Here is a 16363-nt window from a genome sequence, read left to right on the forward strand (position 1 = left end):
GGTGCGGGTGGGAAACGTTTCCCACCGCGCGGATGCGGGGCGACGGGAATCACAGGCCGCCGCCCCGCCCGGTCACGTGTGGTCGACCACCTCGCCGAGACCGCTGGCGACCAGCTCGTCCCGGACGACCGCCGCGTCCCCCTCGATCACCATGGTCAGCGACTCGGGGTGCAGGTAGGTCGCGGCCGCCGCGGAGACGTCCTCGACGGTCGCCGCGAGCAGCTGCTCCCGCAGCCGCGCGTGGTAGTCGTCCGGCAGGTCGTGCACGACCAGCGTGCTCAGCGCCGCGGCGATGGCCCGCGGGCTCTGCAACTCGACCGAGAGCTGCCCGGCCCGCCAGGAACGCGCCACCTCCAGCTCGTCCTCGGTGACACCGGTCAGCTGGGTACGCGAGACCTCGCCCACCGACTCGACGAGCGCCGGCGCGGTCACCGCGGTCTGCACGCCGGAGCTGACCGCGAACCGGCCGAACCGGCGGGACGAGGCGAAGTCCCCCCGGATCCCGTACGTGTAGCCGCGTACCTCGCGGATCAGGTGGTTGAGCCGGGACGTGAACGCGCCGCCGAGCACGGTGCCGGCGAGCGTCATCGGCACGTGGTCGGGATGGGCGCGGTGCGGGGACGGATGGCCCAGCCGCAGCGTCGACTGCACCGAGCCGGGCCGGTCCACCAGGATGATCCGCCGCTGCCCGGCCAGCGGCACCTCGACCGGGCCGCCGCGTTCCACCGGACCGCCGCCCGCGCCGGCGAACGCCGTCGCGGCGAGCGCGTCCAGGTCGATCCGCTCCAGGTCACCGGCGACGACGAGCGTGCCGGGGCGGATGAACCACTCCGAGTGGAAGACGGTCACGTCGTCCACCTCCAGCGCGGCGACACTGTCCGGGTCGCCGTAGAGTGGGCGGCCCCACCGGTGCTGCGCGCCGAACAGCTCGGCCCGCAACACCGCGTCGGCACGCGGGCCGGGGTTGGCCCAGTCCATCCGCAGGGCGGTGGCCTCGTCGTCGCGTACGCGCAGCACGTCGGCCGGGTCGAGCCGGGGGGTACGGACCGCCTCGGCCAGCAGCTCCACGGCGGCGGTCAGCCGGTCCACCGGCACCTGCACGCTCACCTGGAACGAGTCCCAGTCCAGCCCGGTCGCCAGCTCGGTGCCGAGCGCCTCGATGGCCAGCGCGTACGCGGTGGCGTCCCGCTGCGCGGTGCCCTCCTCCAGCGCCTTGGCCAGCACCGCGCCGAGGCCCTCCTTGCCGACCGGCTCCCGGCCCGCGCCGCCGTCGAGCAGCAGCAACGCGACGGCGAGGTTCTGCCCGGGCAGGTGCGCGGCGACCACCTGGCCGCCGGCCGCCGTCCGCCGGACCACCTGCGGGAACCGGTAGGCGCGGGCGGCGCCGGGGCCGGGACGGGTGGTGATCAGCGACATCAGTTCTCCTCGGGCAGGTAGGTCAGGATGACCCGGTCGGCGGCGCCGAGCAGTTCGGCGGCCTGCTCGGCGATCTGCTCCGCGGTCACCGCGAGCCAGGCCGGCAGCCGGTCGGCCGCACGGGCCGGGTCACCGAACTGGGTGGCGTACCGGCCGAGCGTGTCGGCCCGGCCGTCGACGGTGGACATCTGCCGCCACCACATGGTGCTCAGCAGCGCCTTGGCGCGGTCCAGCTCGGCGGCGGTCACCGGCACGGTGGCCAGCTCGTCGACCACCTCGGCCAGCCCGTCGCGCAGCCGCTCGGCGCTCACCCCGGGGCGGGCCGTGGCGGTGGCGATCAGCGGGGCGGGCGCGTGCGCCAGGTCCACCCCGTACGCGCCGACCAGGTCCGGCTGGGCGATCCGCTCCCCGTCGGCGAGCCGCTGGTAGAGGCGGCTGCCCCGGCCGCTGCCGAGCACGGTGCCCAGCACCGTGGTCACGTCGTACCCCTGGGTGCCGAAGGGGTGGGTGCGGTGCGCGACGTAGACGCGGGGGGCGGGCACGTCGGCGGTGACCGTCTCCACCGCCGGGCGGCCGGTGGCCGGCACGGTCCGGCCGTCCGGCGCGGCCGGGATGTCGGCGCGCGCGGCGAGGCCACCGAAGTACTTGTCGGCGAGCGCGAACACCTCCGCCGCATCCGTGTCGCCGACCACCGTGAGGACGGCGTTGTTCGGCGCGTAGTAGGTGCTGTGGAACTCCTGGAAGGTGGCCAGGTCGGCGGCGTTCAGGTCGGCCATCGACCCGATCGTCGCGTGGTGGTACGGGTGGCCGGGCGGGTAGAGCAGCGGCAGCAGGCGCAGCCACGCGTCGCCGTACGGCACGTTCTCGTAGCGCTGCCGGCGCTCGTTCTTCACCACGTCGCGCTGGTTGTCAAGCGTCTCCTGGGTCAGCGCCGGCACCAGCCCGCCCATCCGGTCGGCCTCCAGCCAGAGCGCCAGTTCCAGGTGCTCGGCCGGCACCGTCTCGAAGTAGTTGGTCCGGTCCGGGTTGGTGGTCGCGTTGAGCGAGCCGCCCGCGCCCTGGATCAGCTTCATGTGCTCGGTCTTCGCCACGTTCACCGAGCCCTCGAACATGAGGTGCTCGAAGAGGTGGGCGAAGCCGGTCTGGCCCGCGGGTTCGTGGCGTGAGCCCACGTCGTACCAGAGGTTGACCGCCACCGCCGGGGCGGTGCGGTCCTCGCTCACCACCACACGCAGGCCGTTGTCCAGTCGGGTCGTCTCGATCGGCCAGGGGAAACCGCTGTCGGGCATGAGACGACGCTATCCGATCTCGGAGGCGGAAAGGTGACACGCGCGCCGGAGCATCGTCGGTGCCCGCCGGGGTACCCGTGCGGGCATGGCCGCCACCACACCCTCCGCCGTCGAGCGGGCCGCCGCCGCGCTGGCCCGGCTCCGGCACGCCCGGCTGCTGCACCCGGCCGGGCGCACGTTCGCCGGCCAGGCCCGGATCTGGGGTACGCCGGGACCGCCGACCGGGGTGCCGATGCTCGACCTGCCGGGCCGGTGGCCGGCCACGATCCGCCTGTCCAAGGGCGTGCCGACGCCGGGCCGCTGGCCGGACCTGCTGGGCGTGGCGGTCCGGCTGCACCGCGACCCGGAGCCGCCGGTGGACCTGTTGTGGAGTTCCAGCGGCGCCGCGCCGGTGCTGCGGAACCTGCCGGTGCCCCGGCGGCGCTTCACCGGGACGTACACGTCGATCATGCCGTTCCGGGCCGGCGGACGGCGGCTGCTCCTGGCCGTCCTGGCCGACCCGGAGTCGCCCGACCTGGGTCGCGGCCTGGCCGAGGCGGGCGCGGCGGTCTCGGCCGACGAGGCCCGGCTGGTGCTGGCGGTGGCCTCGGCGGTGGGCCGGTGGCGGCCGTTCGGCGAGGTACGCCTCGACGACGAGCGCGGCGCCGCAGAGGACGCCGCGCTCGCGTTCGACCCGATCGGCAACGTGCCGCCGGGGTTGTGCCTGACCGGCCCGCTGGCCCGGCTGCGGGACGACAGTTACCGGGGTTCCCGCCGGGCCCGGGGCGCGGCGCTCAGTCGGGCGGCTCGACGGGGGTGACGGTCTGCTCGGAGGTGCGGTGCTCCAGCACCGTGTCGGGGGCGGCGTTCTGGTCCGCCTCGCGGATGTCGGACTCGGCGAGGATCGCGTCGGCCTGCGCCTGGGCGTCGTCGCTGCCCGCCGCCGCCTCCTCCGGCAGCAGGTGCGCCCGGGATTCGATCCGTTCCTGGTCGCTCTGATGGTGACTCATGGCTGTCCCCATACCCCGCGTTCCAGTGTTCGGAACGACAGCGGGCTTTCCGGCGCGCGTCGGGTACGCTGGCCGACGTGACGCGGTCGTATCGATGGTTTAGGCAGCCGGCTGGAGGAGCCGGTGACTCGACCATGAGCTGACGTCACCACCTCTTCGAGCCGGCCGGGCAGGGATCGTTTCCCTGCCCTTTCGTATGCGAGCAGCCGGCTCGATCCCCCGGACCCGGCACGGGGGCACGGTCGGCGGAAGGAATCCCCACCGTGACCACGTCCCAGGACGCCCATCGGGTCATCGACCAGCGCATCGACCGTGTGGTGCCGCTGACCACCCCGGCCCTGCTGCACCACCACCTGCCGCTCGACACCCCGCTGGCGGAGGCCGTCGTGGCGGGCCGGCGGGCCGTCGGCCGGGTGCTGGACCGCGCCGACGACCGGCTGCTCGTCGTCGTCGGCCCCTGCTCCGTGCACGACCCGGCCGCCGCCCTGGAGTACGCGGGCCGGCTGCGCGAGGCCGCCGCCCGGGTCGCCGACGACCTGCTCGTGGTGATGCGTGTCTACTTCGAGAAGCCGCGCTCGACGGTGGGCTGGAAGGGCCTGATCAACGACCCGGCGCTGGACGGCTCCGGCGACGTGAACACGGGCCTGCGTACCGCGCGGGCGCTCCTGCTCGACGTGCTGCGGCTGGGCCTGCCGGTGGGCTGCGAGTTCCTCGACCCGATCACCCCGCAGTACATCGCGGACACGGTGGCCTGGGGCGCGATCGGCGCGCGGACGGTGGAGAGCCAGGTGCACCGGCAGCTCGCCTCCGGGTTGTCCATGCCGATCGGCATGAAGAACCGCCCGGACGGCAGCATCGCCACCGCCGTGGACGCGATCCGGGCGGCCGGTGTGCCGCACGTCTTCCCCGGCATCGACGTCTCCGGCACCCCGGCGATCATGCACACCCGGGGGAACGCGGACGGGCACCTGGTGCTGCGCGGCGGTGGCGGCCGGCCGAACTACGACGCGGAATCGGTGGCCGGGGCGCTGGAGCTGCTGCGGGCGGCGGGACTGCCGGAGCGGGTGGTGGTCGACGCCAGCCACGCCAACAGCGGCAAGGACCACCGCAACCAGCCGCTCGTCGCCGCCGACGTGGCCGCGCAGCTCGCCGCCGGCCAGCGCGGGATCGCCGGCATCATGCTGGAGAGTTTCCTCGTGCCCGGCCGGCAGGACCTGGACCCGACCCGGGAGCTGGCGTACGGCCAGTCGGTCACCGACGCCTGCATTGGCTGGGACACCACCGCCGAGGTCCTGGACCACCTGGCCCAGGCCGTCCGGGCCCGCCGGGCCACGCTCCCGGCACCGGCCTGAGCGGAGTTGGGGAGCGTTTGACCGGTTCGGTGCCGGGTAGGTGGTCGGCGTGACCGATGACGCGCCCGTGACGGAGCAGCCCGACACCAGGCCGCTCGACGACCTGCTCGACGACATCTACCACGGCCAGGAACGGATCACCCAGGCGGACATCTACCGCCGGGCGGTGGCCGCCGAACTTCCGGCGGAGCTGCTCACCCGGATCGCCGCGCTCCCGCAGGGCGAGTACGCGGCGGACGAGGCGGCGGATCTGCTGGGCGGCACGGTCGCCTGAGCCCCCGGAGGACCGAGAGGACGCGACATGACCGACCGCAACCCCGACCACGAGCACCTGGCGGCGCTCGGCCAGCCCCCGGAGGGCGTCGACACGCTGCCGGAGCCGGACTTCGCCAACGAGCACGACCGCACCGCCGTGGACCGGGAGATCATCACCGGCGAGGACGAGGACGAGCGGGAGCCGGAGACGTCGCGCGGCTGGGCCGGCGAGGACCACGGCACCACCCCCACCTGACGGTGGGACGCATGCGAGAGGGGGCCGGCGCGTGCCGGCCCCCTCTCGTGTCCACGGGTCACGCCTCGTGGCGACCGCCCTCGGCGGCCTGCTGGGCGACCGCGTACCCCATCTGGAGGAAGTCGGAGGCGGCCACCGCGGTCAGTGCGGTGGCGACCAGCCGGGTCAGCCGGGGCGCCAGCACCAGCCCGCCGGTGAGCCCGGTGGCCACCCAGACCGCCAGGCAGAACGGGCAGCTGACCAGCTCGCCGAGCGCGTGCCGGGTCGGGCTGCCCTCGTCGCGGACCTGCTCCATCACCTCGCCACTGCCGATCGGGTGGTCGTAGCGGGTGAACGGCGCCCGCAGCGGGCTGGTGATCGCGTCCTTGGACAGCAGCCGGCTGAGCTTGTGCGTGGCGATCGACAGCAGCACCACGTCCGCGGGCGTGGGCCGCTCGGGCACCGGCCGGCCGGTGGCGCGGACCAGGCCGACGAGCGCGGCGGTCACACCGGCGTACGTGCCCATCGCCTGCAGGTAGCCCTCCAGCGGCCGGTGCTCGTGCGGCGCGTACGCCTGGCGCAGGCGCGCCACCTTCTGCTTCAGGCCACTCCCGGTCAACCCGGCCTCCTCGTGCTCGTCGTGCGGGCCGGCCTCAACCGGCGGTCAGGTTCTCGGCCACCTCGCGGTCGAGGTTGGCCAGGATCTCGTCGGCCAGGTCGTGGTCGGGCCCGGCCAGGTCCAGCCGCACCCGGGCGCCGCCCGCGTCGGCCGGCTCCACGTCGATCTCGGCGGACCAGTCGGCGGCGCTCCACCGGGCCCGCATATCGTCGGCGTTGACGACCTCCACCTGGCAGGTGCCGGAGTTGCGCAGCCGCTCGGGCAGCCAGGCCGAGGAGCGGTCCGGGTCGGTCGCGGTGTTGAACACCACCTCCGGCGGCGCGGACATGCCGCGCTCGGCGTGGCTGGCCATCAGGCGTCCCGCAACCGGCTCGGGTCGACCTCCCGGCCGGGGTGCCGGGCCAGGTACTCGGTCTCCAGTTCGGCGGTGCGCCGCAGGTGGTTGGCGAGTGCCGAGTCGGTGGCGTGCCGCAGCGTGTCCAGCCGGGTGCGGTGCAGGCTCTGCATCTCCCGGACCAGGTCCTCGTCGCCCAGGTCCGCGGGGTCCACCCCGACCTGCTCTCCGTCGGCGTCGACGGTGCGGGCGTGATCGCCGTCCCACTCCGCGACCCGCTGTTCCGGGCTCGCGTCCCGGCGTACCGATTCGGTCATCGTCGCCCCCTCTTCTCGTTCGGGTTGGCACCTGTTCGGATGCCCACCGGGCGTGTCACCAAACCCGCCCGGACTACGACGCCGCGTCGGAGACGCCCGGCGGTCCCGGTACTCTCGTGGGCATGGAGCGGCTCTGGACACCGGCGTGGATCGTCCGCCACGTGGCCATGGTCGTGCTGGTGGCGGGTTGCCTGGGAATGGGCTGGTGGCAGGTCACCCGCGCCGCCGGGGGCAACGCGATCAGCTTCGGTTACGCGATCGAGTGGCCGGTCTTCGCCGGTTTCGTGATCTTCGTCTGGTGGCGTGAGGTCCGCCAGGCGCTGCGCGCCACCGATCCGGCGCCGCCGGCCGGTCCCGCGCCGTCGGTGACCGCCGGTGCCGAGCCGGTCGCCGCCACCCCGGCGGTACGCCGGCCGGTGCGCGTCGTGCGGGCGCCCGCCGTACCGGCCGACGGGGCGGACGACGCCGAGCTGGCCGCGTACAACCGCTACCTATCCTGGTTGAACGCCAATCCGGGCGCCCGGCCCGGCGACTATCCCGGCTGAGGCCGGTGCGGAAGGACGGACGACGGTGAGCGGAGCCTTTACCCGGTACCGCGTGATCGCCTGGATCGTGGGCGTGGCGCTCGTGGTGCTGGTCCTGATCGGCATGCCGCTGAAGTACGGCTTCGACAACCCGGGCGTGGTGGGCGTGGTCGGCGTGGCGCACGGCTGGCTGTACATGCTCTATCTGGCGCTCACGTTCGACCTGTCCCGCCGGGCGAACTGGCCGCTGAAGCGGATGCTGCTGGTGATGCTCGCCGGCACCGTGCCGTTCGTCTCGTTCTACGCCGAGCGGCGGGTGGGCCACTGGGTGGCCGCCGAGGCCCGGCCGCGTACGCCGGAGCCGGTCGCGGGCTGACCGCCGCTCACCGGGCGGGCCGCCACGGTCCGGCCGCCGGCGGGTCGGCCCTGCCGTCCAGCCGCGCCGCCTCTCTGGCCCGTCCCAGCGCACGGGCGACCTGGCCGAACTGCCGCTCGTCGTCGCTGCTGAACAGCAACACCTCGGTGCCCCGCACCCGTCCCCACAGCTCGTGCGCCGGGGGCCGCACGCGGTCGCCGATCAGCACGAGCAGCAGCGGCACCAGCCCGACCGCCCCGAGCAGGAGGTACGCCCCGGCGGTGAGCCGGTGCAGGCCGCCGGTGAAGCCGAGGAGCAGGCCGACCGCGGCGATCATCGTGGCGGACACGGCGACGGCCCGGATCGCCAGCCGGTCGTGCGGCCCGCGGTCGGTCCGGAGCTGGGTGATCTCGGACACCGGCCAGCTGTTGCGGCCGACGGTGAAGCGTTCGGCGGTGACGACGATCCCGGGCCGGGCGTAGAGCAGCCTGGGCGCGGCGGGTCGCGGCGAGCGGGACGGTTGGGTGGCGGAGCGGTCGGTCTGCACGGCGGCCTCCCGGGAGCAGGGATCCCGTGGTGGGATTTCCCGTCCGGGCTCCATTGTGTTGGGCTCGCGCCACCTGGCCTCGGGGTTTGTCGTGACTTCGCCCGGCAGCGCCTGGCGACATCCGCCCAGAACGACGAATCGGGCGGGTCGCCTCATCCACCCACCGGCTCCCGCTCATCACTTTCCGCCACTTTGCCAACTTTCGCCCCTGCTTGAACTCCCGGCTACTGCGATCACGGGTTAGGTTGTCCAGGTCGGCCCGGTCGACAGCCGTCCACCCGGACGGCCCCGGGCCGGTGTCGCCGGGTCGTGAACACGCCCGGCGACCGGTGGGAGAGGAGCTTTCCGCTCTTGTCGTCCTTACGGATGCTGCTCCGCTCGCTCGCGGTGGCCGGCCTCTCGGCCGCGCTGCTCGTCCCGGCGCAGGTGGCCCGGGCCGAGCCGACCCCCGCCGAGCTGACGAAGCAGATCGAGAAGTCCTCGACTGAGCTGGAGCGAATCGTCGAGTCCTACAACAAGCTCAACGAGGACATCAAGGCCAACAAGGCCACCGCGGCCGCGTTGGAGGCCCGGATCGGGCCGTTGCAGGAACAGGCCGAACGCAGCCGCGCCGACGTGGGCGTGCTGGCCGCGACGGCGTACAAGACCGGTGGCATGCGCACCGCGGCGGCCCTGCTGGACCCGGGCGGCCAGGCCACGCTGCCGGAGCGGCTGGGCACGCTCGACCAGCTCACCCGCCAGCGGCAGCGCACCATCACCAGCTTCACCGCCGACCAGCAGCGGCTGATCGACCAGAAGACCCGGTTGGACGTCACGCTCGCCCGGGAGGCGGCGCAGGCCAAGCAGCTCAAGTCCGCGAAGACGCGGATCGAGGCGGACCTGTCCGACCTCTACGAGATGCGGCGCAGGGCGTACGGGCGGGCCAACGAGGCGCCCGGCAACCCCAGCTCGGCGGGCAAGCCCCCGGCCGTCTCCGGTGACGCCGGCACGGCCGTGCGGTTCGCCTACGGCGCGGTCGGCAAGCCCTACGGCTACGGCCAGGACGGCCCCGGCAGCTACGACTGCTCGGGCCTGACGCTCGCGGCGTGGCGGGCCGCCGGAAAGTCGCTGCCGCACAGCGCGGCGCGGCAGTGGGGCGTCACCACGCGGATCAGCCGCAGCCAGCTGCAGCCGGGCGACCTGGTGTTCTACTCCGGGCTCGGGCACGTGGCGCTGTACGTCGGCAACGGCCAGATCATCGACGCGCCGAGCGCCGGACGCAACGTCAGCAAGCGCGGCATGAACATCATGTCGATCGCCGGCTACGGCCGGGTCTGAGCACCACGAGAACGGCGAACGGCCGGCGTCCCCCTGTCGGACGCCGGCCGTTCGTCGTTCATTGTTACCAGGTCAGGCCGCCTGGAGCCCTTCCGCGCGAGCCAGCTCACGCAGCCGGCCGAGAGCCTGGATCTCCAGCTGGCGGATGCGCTCGCGGGACAGCGAGAACCGCGACGCGACCTCGGTCAGCGAGTGCTCGCGCCCGTCCTCCAGGCCGTACCGGGCCCGCATGATGCCGGCGGAACGGTCGTCGAGGTGGTTGAGCAAACCCTCGATCCGCTGCCGCTCCAGGCCGGTGAGCACGATCTCCTCCGGCGACGGCGCGTCGCTGTCGGCGACCAGGTCACCGAGGTTGGTGTCGCCGTCGTCGCCCACCGGGGTGTCCAGCGAGACGGTGTCCTGCGACCAGCGCACCAGCTCGTTGACCCGCTCGACGGTCACGCCGAGCGCGGTCGCGATCTGCTCCGGCTCCGGGTCGCCGCCCAGCTCACGGGTGAGCTGCCGGGCCACGTTGCGCATCCGGTTGACGTCTTCGACCAGGTGCACGGGCAGCCGTACGGTCCGCTCCTGCTGGGCGATCGCCCGGCTGATCGCCTGGCGGATCCACCAGGTCGCGTAGGTGGAGAACTTGAAGCCGCGCTCGTAGTCGAACTTCTCGACCGCCCGGACCAGGCCGGTGTTGCCCTCCTGGATCAGGTCCAGCATGGGCATGCCGGAGCGCACGTAGCGCCGGGCGATCGACACGACCAGTCGCAGGTTCGCGCGGATGAACAGGTCCTTCGCGCGCTCACCCTCGACGACCAGCCGCTCCAGGTCCGCCCGGTCGACGCCGTCGGGAATCCGGTCCTCGTCGAGCAGGTGCTCGGCGTAGAGGCCCGCCTCGATCGCCTTGGAGAGGTCGACCTCCCGGGCGGCGTCGAGCAGCGGCGTCCGGGAGATCTCGTGCAGGTAGACGCCGACCAGGTCCCGCTCCTCGGCGACCTCGTCGGTACGCATGCCGATGTTCTTGTCCACGATTGCCACGGTCCCCTCGCTCGCGCCGGTTGCCCGGTTCCTTGCCATCCCCACGTTCATCAGCCCTCCCCGCAACTTCCGCTGTGCCCGTAGGTGCTGACACCTACACAACAGATGTGACGCGTCGGGGATTCCATGTCGTGAGTCGAAACTGTCACGAATGCCTGAGTAGTAGCTGAGAGCCCGGTCCATGTTTCCTGTTACCGGCCCGGTTCGGGCGGCTCGCGGGCGCCGTCTCCGGCGTACTCCGGAGCTGCGAAATCGCCGCTCGCCCATGGAATGGCACCATTGCCTGTTCCATGAACACAGCAAGCCGCGTCACCGAGTCGTTGCGATCCTGGTCACTGCGAGATACGCGCCTACGGACCGGTCGGTTCAGCCGTGCTCAAGGATTACCCTCCGCCTCGTTGAACAATCCGTGCGGGAGGGGCCGTCCCTCCCTGCACGTGATACGCGTCGCACCCGCCCGGCGGATGCGCCGGGCGGGGATCGGGCGGAACGGGCCAGGCCCGCGGCGGGCGGGGCGGAACGGTCAGGAGGCGAGCAGTTCGAGCGCCCCGCGTACCTGGTAGGCGGAGCGGGCCAGCGCGGCCCGGGCGGCGGGCACCTCGGCGCCGGAGACGAGCGCGACGAGCGCGGTCTTCAGATCGCCGTCGGCCTCCCCCAGGGCGACCCGGCACACCTCCTCGGCGCAGCCGGTGGCCTCCACGAGAATCGAGATCATGCGGCCGCGCAGCTTGGCGTTGGTGGCCACCATGTCGATCATCAGGTTCGAGTAGACCCGGCCCAGACGCACCATCACGGCCGTGGAGAACGTGTTGAGCACCAGCTTCTGCGCCGTGCCGGCCTTCATCCGGGTCGACCCGGTGACCACTTCCGGTCCGGTGTCCACCCCGATGAAGACGTCCACCGACGCGGCGGCCTCGGCCTCCGGATTCGCGCAGAGCAGCACCGTACCGGCCCCCTGCGCCCGGGACGCGGCGAGCGCCCCGAGGACGTACGGGGTGCGCCCGCTGGCCGCCAGGCCCACCACGAGGTCGCCGGGGCGTACGCACTCGACGGCCTCGGCGGCGCCACCGCGCTCGTCGTCCTCGGCGTCCTCGACGGCACGCCACATGGCGTCCGGGCCACCCGCCAGATGCGAGCAGAACCAGTGCCGGGGCGAGTTGAACGTGGGTGCCAGTTCGGCCGCGTCCAGCACGCCGAGGCGACCGGAGGTGCCGGCCCCGAAGTAGTGCACGCGGTGCCCGTCGCGCAGCGCGGAGACGGCCAGGTCGACGGTCTCGGCGATCTCGTCCAGCACGGCGGCGACCGCTGCCGGAACCCGCCGGTCGGCCTCGTTGATGACGGTGAGCACGTCCCGGGTGGACATCAGGTCGAGGTCGACGCTGTGCGGGTTGCGCCGCTCGGTCGGCGCGCCCACGCGCACCACCGGTCGCACCGCCGCCACGCCGTCCCGCTCCACCCGACCCGCCGTCATCCCCGCCTCCGCCCGGGGCCGACCCGGCGCGACTGGACCGCCTCGGCGGTGGCCTCCAAGGCCTTCTTCGTCCGGGCCCGGCTGCGGGCGGCCACCCCGACGAAGAGGCAGTCGACCACTGTGAGCTGGGCCAGCCGGCTGGCGGTCGCGCCGGAGCGGTACGTCGTCTCCCGGGCGGCGGTGGTGAGCACGTGGTCCGCGATCTCGGTGATCGGTGAGCGCGGGAAGTTGGTCAGCGCCACGGTGGTGGCGCCGCGCGCCCGGGCCTGCTCCAGCACCTCGATGACGTCCGACGTGGTGCCGGTGTGCGAGATGCCGACCGCCACGTCGCCGCGGCCCAGCAGGGCGGCGGAGGTGAGCGCGGTGTGCACGTCCGGGAAGTAGAACGCGATGCGGCCGATGCGGTGCAGCTTCTGCTGGAAGTCGGAGGCGACGAACCCGCTGGCGCCCGCGCCGTAGACGTCGATCCGCCCGGCCGTGCCGATCGCCTCGACCACCTGCTCGCAGACCGCCGGGTCGAGCTGCTCGGCGGTCTGCTCCACGGCCCGGGCGTCGTTGAACGCGATCGTGGCGATGATCTGGGCGAGGTCCGCGCCCGGCGGGATGTCGCCGCCGACCACCCGCGCGTCCGGCGGCTCGACCCGGCGGGCGGCCTCGGCGGCGAGCCGGATCCGCAGCTGGGGGTAGCCGTCCATGCCGACCGAGCGGCAGAAGCGGATCACCGTCGCCTCGGACGTCTCGGCGGCGGTGGCGAGGTCGGTGATCGTACGCCGGGCTGCGTCCGCCGGATCGGCGACGACCAGCCGGGCCACCCGCTGTTCGGCCGGGGACAGCGAGGGCAGCAGGCCGCTGATGTGGACGATCAGTCCACCGGGCTCGTGACTCGCAGAAATCTTCGGACTCTTCGCCACGGATGAAACTTACTTTCACACCGCGTGAGCGTCAACCATGACACCGCGTATCGGGAAATTTACCGTCTTCCGTGCCCGCCCTCCGGGCCAAGGATCCCATTGTCGCAGCCCCACCACCTCATCCGGTCCGGCCGAGTCGCTCCTGCCGCCCGACGTGCCGGTCCGCCGTCACGCGGCCGGGCCTGCCTGGTCGGCCTCGACCGGACGGGCCGGACGGCCCACCGCAGCGCCGCCGGGACGGTTGGCTAGCGTGTGCCCATGACGGAACGCACGGTGCTGGTGACCGGAGGCACGGGTGGGCTCGGCGGCGCGGTCACCGCCGCCTTCCTCGACGCCGGCTGGCGGGTGGTCGTACCCCAGCGGGAGCCCGGGACGGACGACGGCCCGGTCCGGGTCGTGGCCGACCTGCTCACGCCCGAGGGGGCCGCGCGGGCGGTCGGGGCCGCGACCGCCGAGCCGGACGCGCCGCTGCGCGCGGTGGTCAACCTCGTCGGCGGGTACGCCGCCGGCGGCCTGGTGCACGAGACCCCGGTCGACGACTTCGAGCGGATGCTGCGGCTGAACCTGCGCCCGACGTACCTGGTCACCCACGCGGCGCTGCCGCACCTGACGGCGTCCGGCGACGGCGCGGTCGTCTGCGTCTCGGCCCGGGCGGCGGTCTCGCCGTTCCCCGGCGCCTCCGGCTACGCCACCGCCAAGGCCGCGGTACGGGCGTTCGCCGACACTGTCGCGGTCGAGTACCGGCAGCGCGGCGTGCGGTGCAACACGGTGCTGCCGAGCGTCATCGACACCCCGGCGAACCGCGCCGCCCAGCCCGACGCCGACCACGGCCGCTGGGTGCCGCCGGCCGAGATCGCCGAGGTGATCCGCTTCCTGGCCTCCCCCGAGTCGGCGCCCACCAGCGGCGCGAGCATCCCGGTCTACGGGCGGGCCTGAACCGGCACCGGACCGTTCCGCCCGGCGTCACCGGCCGGGCGTCGCGGACCGGCCGGAGCCGGGCCGGGACCGGCGGCCGGGTCTTCGGGCAGCCACTCGCTCAGGTGCGCCCGGATCCGGCGGGCCACCTCCTCCGGCGGTCCGTTGCCGTCCACCACCACGAAGCTGCCGTACTCCGGCAGACCCCGGTACGCGGCGGTCGCGGCGGTCAGCCACTCCATTGTCTCGTGGTCGGTGCCGCGCCGCTCGATCCGCCGGTACGCCTCGGCGGGGTCGACGGTGAGCAGGAACGTCACCCGGGGTGCCGGGAAGATCCGGTACCCGGCCCGGGCCAGCCGCTCCCACCGCTGCCCGCCGTGCGCCCGGATGCTGGCGTACTGGCAGGCGGACCACCTGTCCATCACCGCCGTCCGGCCGGTCACCAGGCAGCTGAGCAGCGCGAGCGCGATGGCCAGCCACCGCAGCACCGACTCGACGACGAGCAGGCCGTCGCGCCCGACGAGCCGCTGCGCGTCCGGACGGCCGAACCGCTGGGCGATCCGGCCGAGCCAGCGGCGGCCACCGGCGTTGCGGTGGTACGTGGCGGGACGGCCGGCGGCGGTGAGCGCCTGGGCGAGCCGGTGGGCCTGGGTGGTCTTACCTGAGCCGTCGATGCCGATCAGGGCGACGGCGCGCAGTCGGGCCCTGCCCCGCCGCGTCCGCAGTGAGCTGGCCACCCTCCCGAGGTTATCCGACCGATGCTCACGCGGCCCGTATGTCGCTTTCCTGCTCTGGTGGGGCGATCGCACCGCTACAGGTGTGACCGGAGCGTCCGCCGGGTACGCATCCTGGTCCCACCCCCCATTTTGACGACGAGGGAGCCGCAGATGGCCGAGCGCGGGGACGAGACCCTGGTGCACACGCTGAAGAAGGTCGCCGCCGTGCTCAAACAGTCCGAGATCCCGTTCGCGCTCGGTGGCAGCTTCGCGGTGTACGCGCACGGCGGTCACTCCAGCGACCACGACGTGGACTTCCTGCTCCGCGAGGCGGACGTCGACCGGGCCCTGGAGGCACTGGTCGAGGCCGGCTTCACCGCCGAGCGCCCGCCGGAGGACTGGCTGGTCAAGGTCTACGACGAGGACCGGATGGTGGACCTCATCCACCGGCCGGTGGAGACGCCGGTGACCGAGGAGACGTTCACCGACACGATCGTGCGCCCGGTCGACGCGATCCACATGCCGGTGCTCTCGGCCAGCCAGCTCATGGTGCACAAGCTGCTCAGCTTCTCCCAGCACTACTGCGACTTCGCCCGGGCCCTGCCACTGGCCCGATCGCTGCGGGAACAGATCGACTGGGAGCGGGTACGGAAGGAGACGCAGCACTCGCCGTACGCGGAGGCGTTCCTGGTGCTGCTGGACCGGCTGGACGTGCTGCCCGGTGGCACGCCCGGCGGAAGGGAGACACTGTGACCGGACTGTCCGGCGACGTTCCCCCCGACGAGTACGTCGAGGCGGAGATCCAGAGCATGCTGGCCGAGGACCCGACCGTGGCCGAGCAGGGCATCACGGTGGTGCGGCGGGAGAACGGACTGGTGCTCTACGGCGAGGTGGAGAGCCCGCACCGGCGGGAGGAGATCCTGCGGCGGGTGGCCGAGCGCTTTCCGGACACCCCCGTGACGAGCGACATCGGGGTGATCCGCACCGAGGCGCCCACCCAGATCGAGGAGCTGCCGTGAGGGAGGTTCGATGGTGATCCGGATCGCCGCCGTGGGCGACGTGCATCTGGACGAGGACGTGGTGGGCCGGTTCCGCCCGGCGCTGGAGGAGCTGCCCGGCTGCGCCGACGTGCTGCTGCTCGCCGGTGACCTGACCCGGCACGGCACCGAGGCCGAGGCGCGGTGCGTGGCCCGGGAGTTCGGGGATCTCGGCGTACCGGTGATCACCGTGCTCGGCAACCACGACCACCAGTGCGACGAGGTGCCGCAGGTGGTGAAGGTGCTGGAGGACGCCGGGATCATTGTGCTGGAGGGCACCGGCACGGTCGTGGACACCCCCGGCGGACGGCTCGGGGTGGCCGGTGTGAAGGGGTTCGGCGGCGGGTTCGCCGGGCGGTGCGCCAGCGACTTCGGCGAGCCGGAGATGAAGGCGTTCGTGCGGACCACCCGGGAGAGCGCCGACTCGCTCGCCGGCGCGCTGCTCTCGCTGGAGTGCGACGCGCTCGTCGCGCTCACCCACTACTCCCCCGTGCCGGACACGCTCGCCGGCGAGCCGCTGGAGATCTACCCGTTCCTCGGCTGCTATCAGCTCGGCCAGGCGATCGACTCCGCGCCCACCACCCTGGCGCTGCACGGCCACGCCCACCACGGCACCGAGCGCGGCACGACACCGGGTGGGGTCCGGGTCCGCAACGTGGCCCACCCGGTGATCAAACAGGCGTACAGCGTCTTCCACCTGGGCGGTGACCAGCTCGACTGACCGTGAGGAGGTTTCCGGTA

General features: G+C 73.4%; 22 protein-coding genes. 11 read left to right on the forward strand and 11 right to left on the reverse strand.

Features of this window, described 5'->3' with window-relative positions:
* Positions 1-72: 72 nt before the first annotated feature.
* Positions 73-1416, reverse strand: coding sequence for a M16 family metallopeptidase (locus GA0070215_RS14160; protein WP_018786975.1), 1344 nt, complete (start codon positions 1414-1416; stop codon positions 73-75).
* Positions 1416-2705 (reverse strand): M16 family metallopeptidase, encoded by a 1290-nt coding sequence (locus GA0070215_RS14165; protein WP_018786976.1) that lies wholly within the window; start codon positions 2703-2705, stop codon positions 1416-1418. The genes GA0070215_RS14160 and GA0070215_RS14165 overlap by 1 nt, the downstream gene beginning before the upstream one ends.
* A gap of 85 nt (positions 2706-2790) precedes the next feature.
* Here GA0070215_RS14165 and GA0070215_RS14170 point away from each other — a divergent pair, with 85 nt between their 5' ends.
* On the forward strand, positions 2791-3504 hold the full coding sequence (locus GA0070215_RS14170) for a phosphodiesterase (protein ID WP_091046159.1): 714 nt from the start codon (positions 2791-2793) through the stop codon (positions 3502-3504).
* Here the strand turns inward: GA0070215_RS14170 and GA0070215_RS14175 are convergent.
* The gene (locus GA0070215_RS14175; RefSeq protein ID WP_018786978.1) at positions 3479-3694 is read right to left on the reverse strand and encodes a hypothetical protein; all 216 of its coding nucleotides are present in this window, start codon (positions 3692-3694) and stop codon (positions 3479-3481) included. The genes GA0070215_RS14170 and GA0070215_RS14175 overlap by 26 nt on opposite strands.
* Before the next feature lie 254 nt (positions 3695-3948).
* Here GA0070215_RS14175 and GA0070215_RS14180 point away from each other — a divergent pair, with 254 nt between their 5' ends.
* From GA0070215_RS14180 to GA0070215_RS14190, 3 genes are read left to right on the forward strand one after another with little or no spacing between them, the layout of a single operon-like run.
* Entirely contained in the window at positions 3949-5046 is a 1098-nt protein-coding gene (locus GA0070215_RS14180; protein ID WP_091046162.1) for a 3-deoxy-7-phosphoheptulonate synthase, read from the forward strand.
* A 40-nt stretch (positions 5047-5086) separates the two neighbouring features.
* Positions 5087-5320, forward strand: coding sequence for a hypothetical protein (locus tag GA0070215_RS14185; protein ID WP_018786980.1), 234 nt, complete (start codon positions 5087-5089; stop codon positions 5318-5320).
* A gap of 27 nt (positions 5321-5347) precedes the next feature.
* Entirely contained in the window at positions 5348-5557 is a 210-nt protein-coding gene (locus GA0070215_RS14190) for a hypothetical protein (RefSeq protein WP_018786981.1), read from the forward strand.
* Positions 5558-5615: 58 nt separating this feature from the next.
* On the opposite strand, the gene GA0070215_RS14195 is transcribed toward GA0070215_RS14190, so the two are convergent.
* The 3 genes from GA0070215_RS14195 to GA0070215_RS14205 are packed head-to-tail and all read right to left on the reverse strand — an operon-like array spanning position 5616 to position 6806.
* Positions 5616-6155 carry a DUF1360 domain-containing protein gene (locus tag GA0070215_RS14195; protein WP_018786982.1) on the reverse strand — a complete coding sequence of 180 codons (540 nt, stop codon included), beginning with the start codon at positions 6153-6155 and terminating at the stop codon, positions 5616-5618.
* Positions 6156-6189: 34 nt separating this feature from the next.
* The gene (locus GA0070215_RS14200) at positions 6190-6507 is read right to left on the reverse strand and encodes a hypothetical protein (protein WP_091046166.1); all 318 of its coding nucleotides are present in this window, start codon (positions 6505-6507) and stop codon (positions 6190-6192) included.
* Positions 6507-6806 carry a DUF6158 family protein gene (locus GA0070215_RS14205; RefSeq protein ID WP_018786984.1) on the reverse strand — a complete coding sequence of 100 codons (300 nt, stop codon included), beginning with the start codon at positions 6804-6806 and terminating at the stop codon, positions 6507-6509. The genes GA0070215_RS14200 and GA0070215_RS14205 overlap by 1 nt, the downstream gene beginning before the upstream one ends.
* 122 nt (positions 6807-6928) lie before the next feature.
* Here GA0070215_RS14205 and GA0070215_RS14210 point away from each other — a divergent pair, with 122 nt between their 5' ends.
* Both GA0070215_RS14210 and GA0070215_RS14215 read left to right on the forward strand, forming a co-directional pair.
* Positions 6929-7351, forward strand: coding sequence for a hypothetical protein (locus tag GA0070215_RS14210; protein ID WP_018786985.1), 423 nt, complete (start codon positions 6929-6931; stop codon positions 7349-7351).
* Positions 7352-7376: 25 nt separating this feature from the next.
* The gene (locus tag GA0070215_RS14215) at positions 7377-7706 is read left to right on the forward strand and encodes a DUF3817 domain-containing protein (RefSeq protein ID WP_091046170.1); all 330 of its coding nucleotides are present in this window, start codon (positions 7377-7379) and stop codon (positions 7704-7706) included.
* Positions 7707-7713: 7 nt separating this feature from the next.
* Here the strand turns inward: GA0070215_RS14215 and GA0070215_RS14220 are convergent, their stop codons facing one another.
* Entirely contained in the window at positions 7714-8232 is a 519-nt protein-coding gene (locus GA0070215_RS14220) for a DUF6232 family protein (protein ID WP_091046173.1), read from the reverse strand.
* 351 nt (positions 8233-8583) lie between these two features.
* Between GA0070215_RS14220 and GA0070215_RS14225 the strand changes: the two genes are divergently transcribed.
* Positions 8584-9549 (forward strand): C40 family peptidase, encoded by a 966-nt coding sequence (locus tag GA0070215_RS14225; RefSeq protein WP_026268269.1) that lies wholly within the window; start codon positions 8584-8586, stop codon positions 9547-9549.
* A 72-nt stretch (positions 9550-9621) separates the two neighbouring features.
* Here GA0070215_RS14225 and GA0070215_RS14230 read toward each other — a convergent pair whose 3' ends face one another.
* The 3 genes from GA0070215_RS14230 to GA0070215_RS14240 all read right to left on the reverse strand — a co-directional run bounded on the left by GA0070215_RS14230 (position 9622) and on the right by GA0070215_RS14240 (position 12954).
* A complete protein-coding gene (locus tag GA0070215_RS14230) occupies positions 9622-10611 on the reverse strand; it encodes a sigma-70 family RNA polymerase sigma factor (protein WP_026268270.1) in 990 nt (329 codons plus the stop codon).
* Positions 10612-11095: 484 nt separating this feature from the next.
* Positions 11096-12043 (reverse strand): N-acetylmuramic acid 6-phosphate etherase, encoded by a 948-nt coding sequence (locus tag GA0070215_RS14235; protein WP_091046177.1) that lies wholly within the window; start codon positions 12041-12043, stop codon positions 11096-11098.
* Positions 12040-12954, reverse strand: coding sequence for a MurR/RpiR family transcriptional regulator (locus GA0070215_RS14240; protein WP_091046180.1), 915 nt, complete (start codon positions 12952-12954; stop codon positions 12040-12042). The genes GA0070215_RS14235 and GA0070215_RS14240 overlap by 4 nt, the downstream gene beginning before the upstream one ends.
* A 258-nt stretch (positions 12955-13212) precedes the next feature.
* Here GA0070215_RS14240 and GA0070215_RS14245 point away from each other — a divergent pair, with 258 nt between their 5' ends.
* Positions 13213-13890 (forward strand): SDR family NAD(P)-dependent oxidoreductase, encoded by a 678-nt coding sequence (locus GA0070215_RS14245; RefSeq protein WP_091046184.1) that lies wholly within the window; start codon positions 13213-13215, stop codon positions 13888-13890.
* On the opposite strand, the gene GA0070215_RS14250 is transcribed toward GA0070215_RS14245, so the two are convergent.
* Positions 13875-14606 carry a dTMP kinase gene (locus tag GA0070215_RS14250; RefSeq protein ID WP_091046188.1) on the reverse strand — a complete coding sequence of 244 codons (732 nt, stop codon included), beginning with the start codon at positions 14604-14606 and terminating at the stop codon, positions 13875-13877. The genes GA0070215_RS14245 and GA0070215_RS14250 overlap by 16 nt on opposite strands.
* 150 nt (positions 14607-14756) lie before the next feature.
* Between GA0070215_RS14250 and GA0070215_RS14255 the strand changes: the two genes are divergently transcribed.
* Genes GA0070215_RS14255 through GA0070215_RS14265 form a run of 3 tightly spaced genes read left to right on the forward strand, consistent with a single transcriptional unit; the run spans position 14757 to position 16343 of the window.
* A complete protein-coding gene (locus GA0070215_RS14255) occupies positions 14757-15338 on the forward strand; it encodes a nucleotidyltransferase (RefSeq protein WP_018786994.1) in 582 nt (193 codons plus the stop codon).
* Between the two features lie 56 nt (positions 15339-15394).
* Positions 15395-15604, forward strand: a complete 210-nt coding sequence (locus GA0070215_RS14260; protein WP_231394819.1) for a hypothetical protein — start codon at positions 15395-15397, stop codon at positions 15602-15604.
* Between the two features lie 10 nt (positions 15605-15614).
* Positions 15615-16343: a metallophosphoesterase family protein gene (locus GA0070215_RS14265; RefSeq protein WP_018786996.1), complete on the forward strand. Its 729-nt coding sequence runs from the start codon at positions 15615-15617 to the stop codon at positions 16341-16343.
* Positions 16344-16363 lie beyond the last annotated feature (20 nt).

The organism is Micromonospora marina (assembly GCF_900091565.1).
Lineage (GTDB): Bacteria > Actinomycetota > Actinomycetes > Mycobacteriales > Micromonosporaceae > Micromonospora > Micromonospora marina.

Bases quoted from the DNA above. Each gene is read 5' to 3' on its own strand.
- GA0070215_RS14160 (WP_018786975.1), bottom strand. From the start codon at position 1,416: ATGTCGCTGATCACCACCCGTCCCGGCCCCGGCGCCGCCCGCGCCTAC.
- GA0070215_RS14165 (WP_018786976.1), bottom strand. From the start codon at position 2,705: ATGCCCGACAGCGGTTTCCCCTGGCCGATCGAGACGACCCGACTGGAC.
- GA0070215_RS14170 (WP_091046159.1), top strand. From the start codon at position 2,791: ATGGCCGCCACCACACCCTCCGCCGTCGAGCGGGCCGCCGCCGCGCTG.
- GA0070215_RS14175 (WP_018786978.1), bottom strand. From the start codon at position 3,694: ATGAGTCACCATCAGAGCGACCAGGAACGGATCGAATCCCGGGCGCAC.
- GA0070215_RS14190 (WP_018786981.1), top strand. From the start codon at position 5,348: ATGACCGACCGCAACCCCGACCACGAGCACCTGGCGGCGCTCGGCCAG.
- GA0070215_RS14200 (WP_091046166.1), bottom strand. From the start codon at position 6,507: ATGGCCAGCCACGCCGAGCGCGGCATGTCCGCGCCGCCGGAGGTGGTG.
- GA0070215_RS14205 (WP_018786984.1), bottom strand. From the start codon at position 6,806: ATGACCGAATCGGTACGCCGGGACGCGAGCCCGGAACAGCGGGTCGCG.
- GA0070215_RS14210 (WP_018786985.1), top strand. From the start codon at position 6,929: ATGGAGCGGCTCTGGACACCGGCGTGGATCGTCCGCCACGTGGCCATG.
- GA0070215_RS14230 (WP_026268270.1), bottom strand. From the start codon at position 10,611: ATGGCAAGGAACCGGGCAACCGGCGCGAGCGAGGGGACCGTGGCAATC.
- GA0070215_RS14235 (WP_091046177.1), bottom strand. From the start codon at position 12,043: ATGACGGCGGGTCGGGTGGAGCGGGACGGCGTGGCGGCGGTGCGACCG.
- GA0070215_RS14245 (WP_091046184.1), top strand. From the start codon at position 13,213: ATGACGGAACGCACGGTGCTGGTGACCGGAGGCACGGGTGGGCTCGGC.
- GA0070215_RS14255 (WP_018786994.1), top strand. From the start codon at position 14,757: ATGGCCGAGCGCGGGGACGAGACCCTGGTGCACACGCTGAAGAAGGTC.
- GA0070215_RS14260 (WP_231394819.1), top strand. From the start codon at position 15,395: ATGCTGGCCGAGGACCCGACCGTGGCCGAGCAGGGCATCACGGTGGTG.
- GA0070215_RS14265 (WP_018786996.1), top strand. From the start codon at position 15,615: ATGGTGATCCGGATCGCCGCCGTGGGCGACGTGCATCTGGACGAGGAC.